Origin of the sequence: Aeromonas sp. 601027 (genome assembly GCF_049174455.1) — a bacterium.
In the GTDB taxonomy this organism is placed as follows: Bacteria; Pseudomonadota; Gammaproteobacteria; order Enterobacterales; family Aeromonadaceae; genus Aeromonas; species Aeromonas veronii_A.
Window position 1 is genome coordinate 102809 of the sequence record NZ_JAAKTN010000002.1, and the last position, 14888, is coordinate 117696.

Annotated in this window: 16 protein-coding genes; 12 read left to right on the forward strand and 4 right to left on the reverse strand. The window is 57.7% G+C overall.

The features are described 5' to 3' along the window. Positions 1-95 precede the first annotated feature (95 nt). On the reverse strand, positions 96-1001 hold the full coding sequence (locus G5193_RS04270) for a TIGR01777 family oxidoreductase (RefSeq protein ID WP_144714304.1): 906 nt from the start codon (positions 999-1001) through the stop codon (positions 96-98). 252 nt (positions 1002-1253) lie between these two features. Here G5193_RS04270 and G5193_RS04275 point away from each other — a divergent pair, with 252 nt between their 5' ends. Further along, the gene (locus G5193_RS04275; protein WP_144714306.1) at positions 1254-2783 is read left to right on the forward strand and encodes an EAL domain-containing protein; all 1530 of its coding nucleotides are present in this window, start codon (positions 1254-1256) and stop codon (positions 2781-2783) included. Positions 2784-2858: 75 nt separating this feature from the next. Here G5193_RS04275 and G5193_RS04280 read toward each other — a convergent pair whose 3' ends face one another. Both G5193_RS04280 and G5193_RS04285 read right to left on the reverse strand, forming a co-directional pair. After that, positions 2859-4040: a PLP-dependent aminotransferase family protein gene (locus G5193_RS04280; RefSeq protein ID WP_421205071.1), complete on the reverse strand. Its 1182-nt coding sequence runs from the start codon at positions 4038-4040 to the stop codon at positions 2859-2861. A gap of 206 nt (positions 4041-4246) precedes the next feature. Next, positions 4247-5314: a M28 family metallopeptidase gene (locus G5193_RS04285; protein ID WP_144714311.1), complete on the reverse strand. Its 1068-nt coding sequence runs from the start codon at positions 5312-5314 to the stop codon at positions 4247-4249. A gap of 274 nt (positions 5315-5588) precedes the next feature. On the opposite strand from G5193_RS04285, the gene trmB reads away from it, so the two are divergent. The 7 genes from trmB (at position 5589) to G5193_RS04320 (ending at position 11245) form a co-directional block, all read left to right on the forward strand. Continuing rightward, positions 5589-6302, forward strand: a complete 714-nt coding sequence (gene trmB / locus G5193_RS04290) for a tRNA (guanosine(46)-N7)-methyltransferase TrmB (protein WP_005335228.1) — start codon at positions 5589-5591, stop codon at positions 6300-6302. Positions 6303-6350: 48 nt separating this feature from the next. Then, positions 6351-6683 (forward strand): YggL family protein, encoded by a 333-nt coding sequence (locus tag G5193_RS04295; protein ID WP_005348158.1) that lies wholly within the window; start codon positions 6351-6353, stop codon positions 6681-6683. A 122-nt stretch (positions 6684-6805) separates the two neighbouring features. After that, positions 6806-7726, forward strand: a complete 921-nt coding sequence (gene glsB, locus G5193_RS04300) for a glutaminase B (RefSeq protein WP_005348151.1) — start codon at positions 6806-6808, stop codon at positions 7724-7726. A gap of 29 nt (positions 7727-7755) precedes the next feature. Then, positions 7756-9051 carry a sulfurtransferase gene (locus G5193_RS04305; RefSeq protein ID WP_266134362.1) on the forward strand — a complete coding sequence of 432 codons (1296 nt, stop codon included), beginning with the start codon at positions 7756-7758 and terminating at the stop codon, positions 9049-9051. Between the two features lie 124 nt (positions 9052-9175). Further along, positions 9176-10351 (forward strand): S8 family peptidase, encoded by a 1176-nt coding sequence (locus tag G5193_RS04310; protein WP_216954981.1) that lies wholly within the window; start codon positions 9176-9178, stop codon positions 10349-10351. A 113-nt stretch (positions 10352-10464) separates the two neighbouring features. Further along, positions 10465-10674 carry a YgdI/YgdR family lipoprotein gene (locus tag G5193_RS04315; RefSeq protein WP_129503426.1) on the forward strand — a complete coding sequence of 70 codons (210 nt, stop codon included), beginning with the start codon at positions 10465-10467 and terminating at the stop codon, positions 10672-10674. Between the two features lie 169 nt (positions 10675-10843). Then, positions 10844-11245 (forward strand): DUF2541 family protein, encoded by a 402-nt coding sequence (locus G5193_RS04320; protein WP_129503427.1) that lies wholly within the window; start codon positions 10844-10846, stop codon positions 11243-11245. 83 nt (positions 11246-11328) lie between these two features. Here G5193_RS04320 and mog read toward each other — a convergent pair whose 3' ends face one another. Then, on the reverse strand, positions 11329-11859 hold the full coding sequence (mog, locus tag G5193_RS04325) for a molybdopterin adenylyltransferase (RefSeq protein ID WP_421205073.1): 531 nt from the start codon (positions 11857-11859) through the stop codon (positions 11329-11331). A gap of 382 nt (positions 11860-12241) precedes the next feature. Between mog and G5193_RS04330 the strand changes: the two genes are divergently transcribed. The 4 genes from G5193_RS04330 to folA all read left to right on the forward strand — a co-directional run bounded on the left by G5193_RS04330 (position 12242) and on the right by folA (position 14584). Beyond that, positions 12242-12577: a DUF3135 domain-containing protein gene (locus G5193_RS04330; protein WP_421205075.1), complete on the forward strand. Its 336-nt coding sequence runs from the start codon at positions 12242-12244 to the stop codon at positions 12575-12577. Between the two features lie 235 nt (positions 12578-12812). Continuing rightward, positions 12813-13610: a threonine/serine exporter family protein gene (locus G5193_RS04335; RefSeq protein ID WP_421205077.1), complete on the forward strand. Its 798-nt coding sequence runs from the start codon at positions 12813-12815 to the stop codon at positions 13608-13610. Further along, complete coding sequence (locus G5193_RS04340) at positions 13607-14074, forward strand: threonine/serine exporter family protein (RefSeq protein WP_026035076.1); 468 nt, start codon at positions 13607-13609, stop codon at positions 14072-14074. The genes G5193_RS04335 and G5193_RS04340 overlap by 4 nt, the downstream gene beginning before the upstream one ends. Positions 14075-14092: 18 nt before the next feature. Beyond that, the gene (gene folA / locus G5193_RS04345; protein ID WP_421205079.1) at positions 14093-14584 is read left to right on the forward strand and encodes a type 3 dihydrofolate reductase; all 492 of its coding nucleotides are present in this window, start codon (positions 14093-14095) and stop codon (positions 14582-14584) included. The last annotated feature ends 304 nt before the right edge of the window (positions 14585-14888 follow it).

Sequence of the window (14888 nt, forward strand, 5' to 3'; positions counted from 1 at the left end):
GCAATAGCGCAGCCGCAATAAGCAAGCAGCCCGGCCTTGGTCGGGCTGCTTGCTATGCGAGGTGCTGACGAGTGGACGCAGCGAACAGGTGTGAGTTAGCGGGGCTCGCGCAGCAGATTGGCGAGGGCGCTCGGCAGCTCGGGATAGCTGAAGTGAAAACCGGCCTGTTGCAGCCTTGTTGGTATCACCTTTTGTCCGGTCAGCAGCAGATCTGCCGCCTCCCCCATCACCAGTTGCAACAGCGGCGCCGGGACGAAGAAGAGGTGTGGACGGTGCAGGGTCGCGGCCAGAGTCTCACTGAACTCCCGGTTGCTGACCGGATGGGGGGCGGTTCCGTTGAAGATGCCGCTGCACTCTTCGTGCTCCAGTATGAACAGGATGGCGCGCACCAGATCCTGCACATGGATCCAGCTCATCATCTGGCTGCCCGACCCCATGGGGCCGCCGAGTCCGAGTCGGTATGGGGGGAGCATTTTGGGTAGCGCTCCCCCATCCATGCCGAGCACCAGCCCGATCCGCACGATACAGACCCGGGTCTGCTTGCTTTGTGCTTCCAGTGCCAGGGTCTCCCACTGTTGGCAGAGTTGGTGGGTGAACTCGTCGTTGGGAGAGCGGCACTGCTCGTCGAGGGTTTCGGTGCCCTGTCTGCCATACCAGCCGATGGCGGAGGCGTTGATCAGCACCTTGGGCGGCGTTGTGGAGAGCTTGATGAGATCCACCAGCTGCTCGGTCAGCAGCCAGCGGCTGTCGCAGAGCAGCTGTTTACGCGATTCGCTCCAGCGTCCGGCGGCGATGGGTTCACCCGCCAGATTGATCACTGCGTCCACGTCATTGAGGTCATCGAGCCGGTCAAGGTTATCCAATACCTTGATATCGTGACCGAGCAGGGAGTAGGCGCGGCTCCCCTGCCTGCTCAATACCACGACCTCGTGATTGACCTTGAGATGGGCAACCAGCTTGCGGCCGATAAAGCCGGTTCCTCCGGTAATCAGAATCTTCATCGTTGCACGCTCCTGCTGCCGTTTGCTCTACTCTAATGGCGTCGTCCTCCTTCAACAAGTGGACGAGTTTGACACGTTTTGTTCATTCGACTGATGTTAACTCTATCCTCTTCTTGCGACATATTGTTGAACAATAGTTTGAATTGATTGATTTTTGTCGGGTGGACATTTGTTGTTCAATCGCTATTATGGCGACCCTTTCGCCTGTCCACCGGGGCTGTCACCCACCATCCGAGCATCAAAGAGGCCGCCATGCCATTTCGTCGTTTGAAACTTCGCCAGCTTTACTCGAGGATTCTGGTGGCACTACTGATGGGGGGCGGGATCCTGCTGCTGGGGGTTGTTGCCGTTATCTGGCAGACTGTGACCGAGATAGAGCATGATTCCGATTCACGCTTGCAGCATGCCCGGATGATGTTTGATCGCTCCATCGGCCATGCCCGGCAAGCGGCCATCAATGTGGAGGGGATGCTTGGTCACTCCTGCAAGGAGGCGGCACAACTGCTGCGCGAACAGGTGGCCACTGTGCCTGATGTCCGCTCTGCCAATCTGGCTATAGGAAATCGTATCTATTGCACCTCGCTCTATGGTGACTACGATGGCCCCTTCAACCCTGACAGTTATGTGGATGGCAGGCTGCAACTGCTGCCAGGCAATGAGGTCACACCGGATCGCCCCCTGATCGTGCTGCGCCACGAAACGGACAAGGGGAGTGTGCTGATCGGTGTGGATGGCTACTACCTGCGCAATACCCTGGAGATCTCCAGCAAGAACTCCCCGATGGCTCTGGTGGTGGGGCAGAGGGCACTGTTTGGCTCAGGTCAGTTCGGGGCGGCGCCCTCTCCGGCAGAAGAGGGTTATATTGCCCTCGCTTCGGCCGATTTCCCCTATCAGGTCGTCACCCGGATCACGGTGCATGATTACTTGAGCCACGCATGGCGCTACTCCAGAGATACCTTGATCCTCTCTCCACTGCTGGCGCTGCTGATTGGATTCGGCACCTTCAGGCTGATGGGGCGTAGCAGCTCACCAGCGGAGGAGCTCAAGCGGGCGTTGATCGAGGAGGAGTTTATCCCCTACCTGCAGCCGGTGGTCTCCGGTGAGGATGAGCAGTGGCGTGGCTGTGAGGTGCTGATGCGCTGGCAGCATCCCAAGCAGGGGATGATCTCGCCGGATCGCTTTATCCCGCTGGCGGAAGATAGCGGCCTGATCGTGCCCATGACCAGCCTGTTGATGGCCGAGGTGCGTGACCACTTCTCCCCTTATGCCCGCAAGCTGCCGGCAAAGTTTCATTTTTGCTTCAATATCAGCGCCAAGCACTTCCAGGATCTCGACCTGTTGGCTGACTGCAAGGCCTTTCTCGACGCGTTTAAGGACAATCCCGTTGATTTGGGGTTGGAGCTGACGGAGCGGGAGCTGCTGGTGGCTGATGAGACAACCGCCCGGATGTTTGCCGAGTTGCGCAAACTGGGCGTGTTGATCGCTATCGATGACTTTGGCACCGGTCACTCCAGTCTCACCTATCTGCAGCAGTTTCAGGTCGATGCAATCAAGATTGACCGGAGCTTTGTAGAGATGATCGGTACGGATGCACTCTCCAGCCATATCGTTGAAAACGTGATTGATCTGGCGAAGCGACTTGAATTGATCCTGATCGCGGAGGGGGTCGAGAAGCAGTCGCAGGCGGACTACCTGCGGGCTCGCCACGTTGACTATCTGCAAGGATATCGCTACGGCCGCCCCATTCCGATGAAGCAGTTTTGCAAGACCCTGTTTGGCTGAACGGGTGAATGGGGAGCATAAAAAAAACCAGCGAGCGCTCGCTGGTTTTTTGTTAATACGGTTTGGCTTGGGCGTTCAGTGCATCCGTTGGAGGGCGCAGGCCAGCCGCTTGACCCCCTCCTCGATGGTCGCCTCATCGACGCAGGAGAAGCTCAGGCGCAGGGTGTTCTTGATTTCGGGGCGTACATAGAAGGGGGCGCCGGGCACGAAGGCTACCTTCTCCTTGATCGCCTCATCAAACAGGGCCATGGCGCTGATGTGGGCTGGCAGAGTCAGCCAGAGGAACATGCCCCCTTCCGGTCTGGTGTAGCTGACGCCGGGCGGGCAGTGACGGGCCAGTGCAGCCTCCATGGCAGCACGCTGGCGACCATAGACCTCCTTGATCTTCTCCAGATGGGCATCCAGTGAATTGTCGGTCAGGAAGCGGTGCAGCACCTGCTGGCTGAAGGCGTTGCTGTGCAGATCGGTGGCCTGCTTGGCGATGGTCACCTTCTTGCGTAGCCACTCCGGCACCAGCATCCAGCCCAGACGGAAGGCGGGCACCACGGTTTTGGAAAACGAGCCGAGCAGCACGGTATTGTTTGGTGCCAGCTTGGCAATGGGGGGCAGATGCTCCCCTTCGAAGCGCAGCTCGCCGTAGGGATCATCTTCCACCATCAACAGCTCGTGGCGCACCAGTCGCTCGGCCAGTGCCTCGCGGTTGGCACGGTTGTAGGAGACACCGCTCGGGTTCTGGAAGTTGGGCACGCCGTAGAGCAGCTTGGCATTGGATCCGCTTGCCAGCAGCGCATCCAGCGCCGCCAGATCCAGACCCTCTTCTTCAAGGGTGATCGGCTTGAAGGTGGGCTGGTAGACAGAAAAGGCCTGAATAGCGCCAAGGTAACCCGGCTCTTCGATGATGAGATCCTGACCCTCGTCGATCAGCACCTTGCCCAGCAGATCCAGCGCCTGCTGGGAGCCGCTGGTGATGAGGATGTTGTCCGGATTGATCTGCATGCCGTGGCGGGCCAGATAGCGGTCGGCAATATATTGGCGCAGCGGGGCGAAGCCTTCGGTCGCCGCATATTGCAGGGCAGCAGCCCCCTGTTCGCGCAGCACATCCTGACAGGCCTGATCGATCGCCTTGACCGGAAACAGGTGGGGATTGGGCAGGCCACCGGCGAAGGAGATGATCTCCGGATTGGCGGCAACTTTGAGGATTTCACGGATAAAGGAAGGTTCAACCTTCTCGAAGCGCTGGGCAAAAAACGGCTGCATAGACAATTCTCTCGGCATGTGGGCGGTCGCTCCATTCGACCGCCAGGTTATCCGTTTGTATCAGATTTCAGAAATGAGGCAATGATTGTCACAAAAATCGCCAAAAAAGGGCAGGTTTGGCACCTGCCCGAATTTTACCTGCCCGTGTGGCTCCCATGAATTGAAATGAGTTAGGGCGATCTTGTTTTGTGGACAAGCAACTGACCTTACAAACCCGGTTCCTTGAGGAAGCGGATCATCAGGTCGGTGTTGGCGCCAAGTTGGCTTTCTACTCTGCCAGGGAATAGTTCCGCCATCTTGTCGAGGCGGTCGTACTGGGTGTGCCAGATTTTTCCCCACTGGGTTTCGCTGTCACGATCGCAGGCGCTCTTGGTGGTGGCGTCATAGCAGTCCCACAGCGCTGGATTGGTGCTTTGGGAGTAGCCGTCATAGCCATCAGCGCCGTTGATGGTGAAGTTGGTCGCTTCAACGTAGGCGATCGGCACCCCCAGGCAGGCAAAGGGAGCGTGATCTGACCAGCTGCCAGTCTCCCCTTCCGGATAACCGCTGTAGCTGGGATGAATGGCAAACGGGGTCGCAGTCTGTTTGGAGAGGGTAAGCAGGCGATCCCGCACCTTGGGATCGAAGCTGTAGCGGCTCGGATCTGTGCAGTTGTATTCGGCGACGTCCGAGTGGGCTGAGTGGACGTAGACGATGTCGCCCCCGGCGATGGTGTCGTAGTTCACCATCGCCAGCAGCTTGGCGACGGCGGTGCTGTCGAGGCTGGCGGCATAGGCTTTGGAGCCGTTGAGACCGTTCTCCTCCGCCCCGAAGAATGCAAAGCGAACCGTGTAGGGCAAGGTTTGTCCTTTAAGCGCCTCAGCCACTGCCAGCAGGGCTGCTACGCCAGCGCCGTTGTCGGTGGCTCCTTCAGAACCTTTCTTGTCGCCCGTACTGTCGTAGTGGGCGCCGATCAGGATCACCTTGTCACTTGTGCCCTTGAGCTCAGCGATCAGGTTTTGGGAGTTTTTACTGGCGCCGCTTTTGGTGTAGGTGAAGGGTTGGCGTTGCACATCGTAGCCCCAACCGGTCAGATGGTCCTGGATCCATGCCGCGGCACGAGTTTCTGCCTCTGTCCCCGTGGGGCGCGCGCCAATCCCTTCTGCGGTTGAGCTCAACTGCACCAGATACTCATAGGCCTGCTCGGCGGCAGCAGGGGTTTGTGAGTCATTTGTTGATGTGTCGCATCCCGCAAGCAAAGTGGTGATGGCAAACGCCAATGCTCTGTATTTCATACTGCAATCCTTTGTTGTGTATGGTTTTATTTGCGCAGGCAGCATGTACTCGACGCGTGACCGATTCTGTGAACGGGTCGGCATTTGTCAACTGTTGTCAATGAAATGGAGAGAGATGAGGGATTTGTTTCGCGAAACACTTGCGCCTTGGGCCTATCTTGGGATAATTCGCTCCCCTGTTTTCGCGGGTCGATGAAATGCCGAGCCGCGAGCGGTCCCGCTCGGGATCGAACACAAGATGTATTACCCGGATTGATGAAATAACGAGACCATTATGCCTGTGACCCAAGATGTATTTAACGAAGACGGCAAATTCATGCGCAAGATCCGCAGCTTTGTCCGTCGCGAAGGCCGCCTGACCAAAGGGCAGGAGAAGGCCCTAGAAGAGCTTTGGCCGGTCATGGGCATCGATTTTGAGCCAAAGCAGCTCGATCTGGTCGCGCTGTTTGGCCGTGAAGCACCAGTGGTGCTGGAGATCGGCTTTGGCATGGGCGCCTCTCTGGTTGAGATGGCCAAGAATGCCCCCGAGAAGAACTTCATCGGCATCGAAGTGCACTCCCCGGGCGTGGGTGCCTGTCTGGGTACCGCTCAGGAAGCGGGCGTCACCAATCTGAAAGTGATCTGCCACGATGCGGTGGAAGTGCTGGAGCACATGATCCCGAACGGTTCACTCTCCTGCCTGCAGCTCTTCTTCCCGGATCCCTGGCACAAGAGCCGTCACCACAAGCGCCGCATCGTACAGCCTGCGTTTGCCCAGGATATTCGTCAAAAGCTGGCCATCGGTGGCGTGTTCCACATGGCGACCGACTGGGAAAACTATGCCGAGCACATGCTGGAAGTGATGAGCGCCGCCGAGGGTTACGAGAACACCTCCGCCACCGGCAACTGGGTGCCCCGTCCGGACTGGCGTCCGCTGACCAAATTTGAACAACGTGGCCACCGTCTCGGCCACGGGGTTTGGGATCTGATTTTCAAGCGTGTCAGCTAAGCTGGCACGTCAACACACCTAGCGTATCAACTAACTTGAGGAGCTATCATGGCCAATCGTAGCCGCCGCCTGCGCAAGAAACTGCGCGTCGATGAATTCCAGGAAATGGGTTTCGACATCAGTTTCAACTTCCCGGTCGGCACTGCCGAAGAGACCATCGATGCGGTAGTCGATGCGATGATCGATGAGGTTGTTGAACCCCGTAAACTGGCTTTTGCCGGCTCCGGTCACCTGGCCTGGGAAGGGATGATCTGCACCCAGCAACTGGGCAAATGTACCGAAGAAGACCGCGCCGCCGTCAAATCCTGGCTGGAAGGCAAGGGGATGGAAGCCGTGGTCGTTACCGAGCTGTTCGACCTCTGGTACGGTGAACCGGCCTGATACAAGGCTGCCGCATCTGGCGCCTTGTTGTGGGTAACTGAAAAATCCCGCCGCTGGCGGGATTTTTGTCAGTGGGGATGGGATCTCCACCGCTGTTTTAGTCATGGAATCGCTTATTGCTTATGGTGTTGTCATCCGAATTACTGGCCAGCATCCTCGAAGAGGTGCGCCCGTTGCTGGGACAAGGCAAGGTGGCCGACTACATTCCGGCACTGGCTCAGGTGCCGGCCGATCGGCTCGGTATCGCAGTCTGTACCGTTGAGGGGGAGCTGTTCACCGCCGGTGACGCTTTTGAACCCTTCTCCATCCAGAGTATCTCCAAGGCCCTGAGTTTGACCTTGGCACTCACCCTCTATCAGGAGGAGGAGATCTGGGCCCGGGTGGGCAAGGAGCCCTCCGGCCAGCCCTTCAACTCGCTGGTACAGCTCGAGTTCGAGCAGGGGATACCCCGCAACCCCTTTATCAATGCCGGGGCGCTGGTGGTGAGCGATCTGCTTGAGACCCGCCTCACTGCGCCGCGTCAACGTACCCTCGAGCTGGTGCGCCGTCTTTCCGGCAATCCGGCCATCATGGCGGATCAGGTGGTCGCCCGCTCCGAATATCAGCACTCTGCCCGCAACGCCGCCATCGCCTATCTGATGAAGGCCTATGGCAACTTCGAAAACGAAGTGGACAAGGTGCTGCAAAGCTATTTCAATGCCTGTGCCATTCGCATGAGCTGCGTCGATCTGGCGCGGGCATTCATCTATCTGGCCAACCGTGGTGTGCCACTGGGCGAGAGCGTGCCGCTGCTGCCTGCCCGCACGACTAAACAGGTCAACGCCCTGCTCGCCACCTGCGGCCTCTATGACGAGGCGGGCGATTTTGCCTATCGGGTCGGCATGCCGGGCAAATCGGGGGTCGGCGGCGGTATCATCGCCCTGATCCCGGGCGAGCTCTGCGTCTGTGTCTGGTCGCCCGAGCTCAACAAAGCCGGCAACTCGCTGGCGGGCACGGCGGCGCTGGAGCTGCTGGCCGAGCGGCTGGGTCGCTCCATTTTTTAACCTTGTTCACTATGAATCGAGAAATCACCATGAAACGACATCTTCGCTTCCTGCAGGCCGCGCTGGCGACCTTACTGCTCTGGTGTGCCCTGCCCGCCGTGGCAGGGGAGTTGCCACCGCTCTCGCTGGCCGATGCCAAGGCCAAACAGGCTGTCATCCTGGATACCCGCGCCAGCTACTTCTATCAGGGGTGGCCGATGGAAGGGGAGAAGCAGGGCGGCCATGTGGCGGGCGCCGAGAACCTCTCAGCCGAGTGGAAATACAGCGATGAAGAGTGGCCAAAGGCGCTCGAGATCAAGGGTCTGAAGGCCGATCGTCCGGTTGCCCTCTACGGTGCGTCCCGCGAAGTGGCCGAGGTGGCCCGTTTGCTGCGCAAGCAGGGGATCAAGCAGCTGTTCGAGCTGCAAGGGTGGCAAGTTGCACCGCGCGAGTCGCTGGCACGCTGGCAGCAGCTGGTCTATCCGCGCTGGTTGGCGGACCTGCAGGAGGGCAAGCCGGTTGCCGCGGCGCCCAAGGGTGACTGGAAGCTGTTTGAAGTGGATTGGGGTTCACCCAAGGCCTACCTCATCAGCCACATCCCGGGGGCCGGTTATATCGATACCAACAGCCTCGAAGAGGAGCCGCTGTGGAACAAGGTCTCTGACGAAGCGCTCAAGAAGCTGCTGCTGGATAACGGCATCCGTCACGACACCACCGTCATCCTCTATGGTCGCAACACCATGGCGGCTGCCCGTGCCGCGCATCTGATGATGTATGCGGGGGTGGAAGATGTGCGCCTGCTGGACGGTGGTCTGGATGCCTGGTTTATCCAGCACCTGCGCACCGAAACCGGCCTGCCCAACAAATATGAGCCGGTGAAGGAGTTTGGCGTGGCCATTCCCGCTCACCCCGAGTACTACACCACGCTAAGTCAGGCGAAAGAGCTGCTCAAGAAGCCCGATAGCGCCCTGGTCAGCGTGCGTACCTGGGACGAGTTTGTCGGCAACACCTCAGGTTACAGCTACATCAAGCCGAAGGGCGATATTCCGGGGGCCAAGTGGGGTCACGGTGGGGTGGATGCCAACAGCATGAGCGACTTCCACAACCCGGACGGCACCATGAAGCCGGCCCGCGAGATCCTCGCCATGTGGGACCAGTGGAACATCGAGCCAACTCAGCAGGCCGCATTCTACTGCGGTACCGGCTGGCGCGCCTCCGAGGCCTTCTTCTACGCCTGGCTGATGGACTGGAAACGGATCAGCGTCTACGACGGCGGTTGGTATGAGTGGAGTTCCGATCCCAAGAACCCGACCGTGACCGGTGAGCGCCAGCCCGCCAAGTCATGATTGCGCGCTTGCGCTTGAAAGAAGAGGCCGGACAGATGTCCGGCCTTTTTGTATCCGCTCGGACCTGCGCCAGCCTGCCACTACACTTTGCTGGTGGCTATCAGGTCGATGGAAGGAGTGACTGATGAGACGGATATGGACAGGCCTGCTGGTGGCAGGCGTACTGGCACAGGGGGTAATGGCTGCCGAACGGGCTCGTTATCTGGTGCAACTCAAGCCGGGGGCGGAGGCCGCTGTGCTGGCCCAAAGCAAAGGGATGGGGGGCGAGCTGGCCCTGCAACTGCCCGAGCAGCATGCGCTGGCGCTCTGGTTGCCAGCTGCTGCAGCGACAGCGCTGGCGCGCAACCCCAACGTGCTGTGGGTGGAGCCGGATGCCAAGCGTTATGCCAGTGCCGAGACCCTGCCTTATGGCATTCCCATGGTACAGGCGCCACAACTGAGCGATGGTATGGCCGGAGAGGTGCTGGTGTGTATCATTGACTCTGGCTATAGCGGCAATCACCCGGATCTGCCCCATGGGGCGCAGGTGCAGGGTAGTGACAACGCAGGTACAGGCAGCTGGAGCAGTGACGAAAACGGTCACGGCACCCACGTGGCAGGCACCATAGCCGCCATTGGGGGGAACGACATGGGCGTGGTCGGTGTCTTGCCGAATCAGAGTGTCCCGCTGCACATCATCAAGGTGTTTGGCGCCAACGGCTGGGCCTATACCTCCAACCTGGTGGGGGCTCTCAATGCCTGCAAGCAGGGGATGAGCAGTCGTGGCTTTACTCGCATGGTCATCAACATGAGCCTAGGGGGCAATGTGCCCAGCAAGACGGAAGAGCAGGCGTTCAATCAGGCTTACAGCCAGAATGTGTTGAGTGTGGCGGCGGCGGGCAATGCGGGCAACACCAGCAAGTCCTATCCCGCCTCTTACAGCAGTGTGGTGAGCGTGGCTGCTATCGATGGCAGCAAGCAGTTGGCTTATTTCTCGCAACGCAACGATCAGGTGGAGCTGGCGGCCCCCGGTGTTGCTGTGCTGTCGACCGTGCCGAGTGGTTACGCCAGCTACAGCGGTACCTCGATGGCGACCCCTCATGTGGTCGGGGTCGCCACCCTGGCCTGGTCACAGCGGCTGGAGTGCAGCAATGATCAACTGCGCCAGACCCTGCGCAGCAGCGCCCAGGATCAGGGGGCTGTCGGACGGGACAACAGCTATGGCTATGGTCTGGTGCAGGCCAGAGCCGCGGCAGATCGGCTGGCACTTGGCTGTGGTTCCGGTACCGGTAGCAGTGGCAAACCGGGTGGTCGCAAGTAACTGATTTTTGATGGTGATCTCACTTTATTGTGCAAGTTTCCGACTGCCTGCCGGATTGGAGTAGGCTGGATATGACACCCTCGTGGTGAGGGTGAAAGGAGAAGAGTGCGCCTATGAAAAAACTGATGATGATCCTGGTGTGCGCCCTGGGGCTGGTAGCATGCAGCTCCCAATACATCATGAGCACCAAGGATGGCAAGATGATCACCACAGAGAGCAAGCCCAAGCTGGACGAGAGTACCGGTATGTATCGCTATTACGATCATGAAGGGCGTGAGGTGATGATTAATAAAGAAGATGTGACCCAGATCATGGAGCGTTGAGCGCTCATATGCAGTCAGGGCCGCAATATGCGGCCCTTCACATTTTTACCGGCAAATTCCTTCATTTTCTCAGGCAATCGCCCCTCTTTCGCCGCAAATGCGCGTTCGGGTACAGCTTCCGTTATGGTTCGGTCCGTATTATTGCACTCCGTTTTTTATTGGAGGTGTTATGTCCCTGATGTCTATCTGGAATTCCCGTTTTTCCGCGCGCACCCTGCTGGGTGGTGTCTTGCTGGTGGTGGCGTCAGCCAGCCATGCTGGCGATGATCAGTTCACGCTGGGGCGGACTATTTTGCTGGGGGCCGGTGATCATGGTGCGACAATTCCTTTGGTGATTTGCCGTCAGACCAAATATATCAAGGTGAAGGCGGAACGTGATTTGACCCTGGATCGGGTGGTGGTGACCTATGGTGGTGATCGTACCAAAACCATTCGCTTCGATCGGGAGATGAGCAGTGATAAAGAGACCGAGTGGAAATCACTGGGTTCGCGTCGTTGTGTGAAAAAGATCGAAGTGTACGGTAATTCAGAGCGCAGCAAAGCGGGCGTAAAAGTATTCGGCCGTAAATAATCGATGCATTTTGTCTGCACGAACAGATGAGCTAAAAATAATGGCGAGCCGTGGCTCGCCATTATTTTTTATGGTCGGCTTTGCTATTTTTTCGGCCGAAATGGCTTGATGACAGTTTCATCGCACTCAAGATACGGCCCTTCCATCAAATCGATGCAGTAGGGGATGGCGGGGAATACTGCATCCAGACACTCGCGGATCGATTTGGGCTTGCCCGGCAGATTGACGATCAGGGTATCGTCGCGCAGCCCGGCAGTCTGGCGCGACAGAATGGCGGTCGGCACAAACTTGAGGGATTCGGCCCGCATCAGCTCGCCAAAGCCCGGCATCATGCGATCACACACCGCTTCGGTCGCTTCCGGCGTGACATCCCGCTTGGCCGGGCCGGTGCCGCCTGTGGTGACGATGAGACAACACTGCTCTTCATCCGCCAGCCGGATCAGGGTCGCTTCAATCTGATCCTGTTCATCGGGGATCACCTGATAGACAGGTTCCCACTCCGAGGTCAGATAGGCGTTCAGGGTGTTGATGATGGCCTTGCCGGAGAGGTCTTCATAGATGCCCGCGCTGGCGCGATCGCTGACGGTGACGATACCGATTTTTGCCTTGCTCATGGTCTGCTCTTGAATGTCCGATAAAAGTGGCAATTAAAATAACATAATCAGTGAGATATGTTAAATCGTCGGAAGGAGCTACTGGTCATTTTATGGATGATAAAGAGTCGAATGAAGCAAAATTAATTTATCCCGACTTTTATTGGAAATAAAAAACATAAAAAAGCAGCCTAAAATGTCTAAGTGTTTTGCATGCTCTTTCTTTTTTAAGCAAATGTTTGTTTCTGCATGTTATTTCAATGGATGATTTTCATCATGGTTGCCATTTTAATAACGATTACCTGAGTGGTGTGGTGAGCTCTTTGCCGCTCGGTCGTATATAAAGTTTTATATGGCTGATTCCTCAAGTTGTGGAGCCAGCAAGAGTCGCCGAGGAGGGCATATGGAGTTGCCTGATTTTGACACCCTGAAGGAGTTGGCCGCGAGAGAGCCTTCCCGGCTGGATGCGATCCTGGAGCAGCAGATCGACCAGTTGATGGCCCGTGCGAGCCCCGATCAGCAGCGCCGTCTGCGCGGATTGCAGTTCAAGATTGATGGTCAGCGTCGGCTGGCTAAAAACAATCTAGACAGCTGTATCCGGATTGCCAACATGATGCGGGAATCCTTTTATCTGATGCGCAGCGAAATGATCCAGTTCAGAGAAGAGGGAGAGCCTCCGCCTGAAAACGATGGCAGTGGTAAAATAATCCGTCTGGCGGACTATCGACGTCGTAAATAATCTGCAAGAAACTCCTTGGTTGATATTTCAGCCAAATCGGTGAGGTCATAATAAAGGGAATTGCTGACGACCTGATTGTTATGGTTTTTAATGTTAGTCGTAATGTATTTGTGATGTAATCTCTTTTCTCCTTCTTGTAATAAATTATTAGTCAGGTTGTGATTGAGGTGGATGAATAACGGTAAAAGTTAGGCTAATATGGCCGAAATTTTTATTGCTACGACTCGAAGGGATTATGAGAAGTATCACACCAAGACGGGTGTTGTCGCGGGAGCAACAGACAGAGATCACCCGCATTATCGTCAAGGTGGGTCAGTTGTTGGCCCAGTTCGGGGCGGAGAGCCGGATCATCGAACAGACCACGGTGCGACTGGGGATGGCGCTGGGGTTGGAGAGTGTCGAAATGGCCATCTCTTCCAGTGCCATCGTGCTCACCAGCCTCTATCAGGGGGGCTGTGTTACCACTACCCGGCGGGTGCGCGAACATGGCATCAACATGCAGGTGGTGTGCGAGATCCAGCGGATCTGCATCATGGCGGAGAAAGAGCTGATCGGTGCCCGTGAAGTGCGCCAGCGCCTCGAGGCCATCGTCCCCTTTCACTATCACCCCTGGCTGGTGGTCCCCATGGTGGGGCTCTCATGTGGTGCCTTTAGCCTGCTGTTTGGCGGTGACTGGCCCATCTTCCTGGTGACCTGTTTCTCGTCTGCCGTGGCGATGCGGGTGCGCCAGCTGATGGCCCGCCATCACCATAGCCCGCTCATCAACTTTGCCGCTACCGGCTTTATCGCCACCTTGCTCTCCTCCAGCGCCACCTTCTTTAACTGGGGTGACCAGCCTTATCTCGCCATGGCGGCCAGCGTGCTGCTGCTGGTGCCGGGCTTTCCGCTGATCAATGCGGTCTCAGACATGGTGAAGGGCTACTTCAACATGGGGCTGGCCCGTTGGGGGACCGCGACCCTGCTGACTATCAGCGCCGCCATAGGTATCATTTTGGCCATGTCGGTCACCGGTATCTGGGGGTGGAAAGTATGATGGATTTGCTCTGGCTACTGGCCAAGGATGCCTTCTGGTCCTCCATTCCGGCGGTGGGGTTTGCCATGCTGTTCAATGTGCCACCACGGATGCTGAAGTACTGCGCCATGGGCGGCGCGCTGGCCCACAGCCTGCGTACCTTGCTGATCCACTATGGTATGCCCATCGAGTGGGCGACGCTGGCGGCGGCCACCACGGTCGGCTTTGTCTGCGTCTACTGGTCGCGCCGTCTGCTGGCGCCGCGTCCGGTGTTCAGCGTTGCCTCCATCATTCCGATGATCCCGGGCAGTTATGCCTTCAAGACCATGATTGCGGTGGTAGAGCTCAACATCAACGGCGTGACCATGGAGTTGATCCAGAGTGCGGTGGAGAACGGCCTCAAGGCGCTCTTTATCGTCGGTGCCCTCAGTTTCGGTTTGGCGATCCCCTCTCTGGTCGTGTACCGTAACCGCCCCATAATCTGACAGACGGTGAGAGGCCCCATGAAGATTTCCATGATTGCCGCCATGGCCCACGACAGGGTGATCGGCAAGGACAACCAGATGCCCTGGCATCTGCCTGCCGATCTGGCCCACTTCAAGCGTGTCACCCTCGGTAAACCGGTATTGATGGGGCGCAAAACCTTCGAATCCATCGGTCGACCGCTACCCGGACGGCGCAATCTGGTGATCAGCCGCAACCCCGACTACCGGGCCGACGGCGTGGAGGTGATCGACTCGGTGGACGCGGCGCTGGCGCTGCTGGCCGGCAGTGACGTGGCCGAGCTGATGGTGATCGGAGGCGGTCATCTCTACGGCCAGCTGCTGCCACGGGCCGACAGGCTCTATCTGACCCGCATCGATCTGGCGGTGGAGGGTGATACCCGCTTTCCGGCCTTCGACGAGGGCGACTGGTCGTGCATCGAGCGCGAGTCACATCAGCCTGACGAGAAGAATCCCCACTTCTACTGTTTCGAAACCTGGCAGCGGCGTTGACGGGCGGCGTTACCGCTCTGGCTGATAGCCCCTTGTGTTGCACAAGGGGCTTTTTTCGTACGGGCTATTTGCCAGAAGCTCCGTGCCAGCAGGCCGATTGTCCAGAGGTGGCAGGGCGATCTCATCGCGGCGTGTGAACGCACCTTCATCCTCTGCTCTGCCCCTCCTCTGCTCCTTTTCTTGTCCCCCAATCTGTCCTCATTGTGACCAATAAATAGTTAGATGTGTAATCATTTGGTCGCTGTTGATTATCTGGATGGCGCGTCACACAGTTACCGTCATTAACCTGCATTTTCTTGCGCTT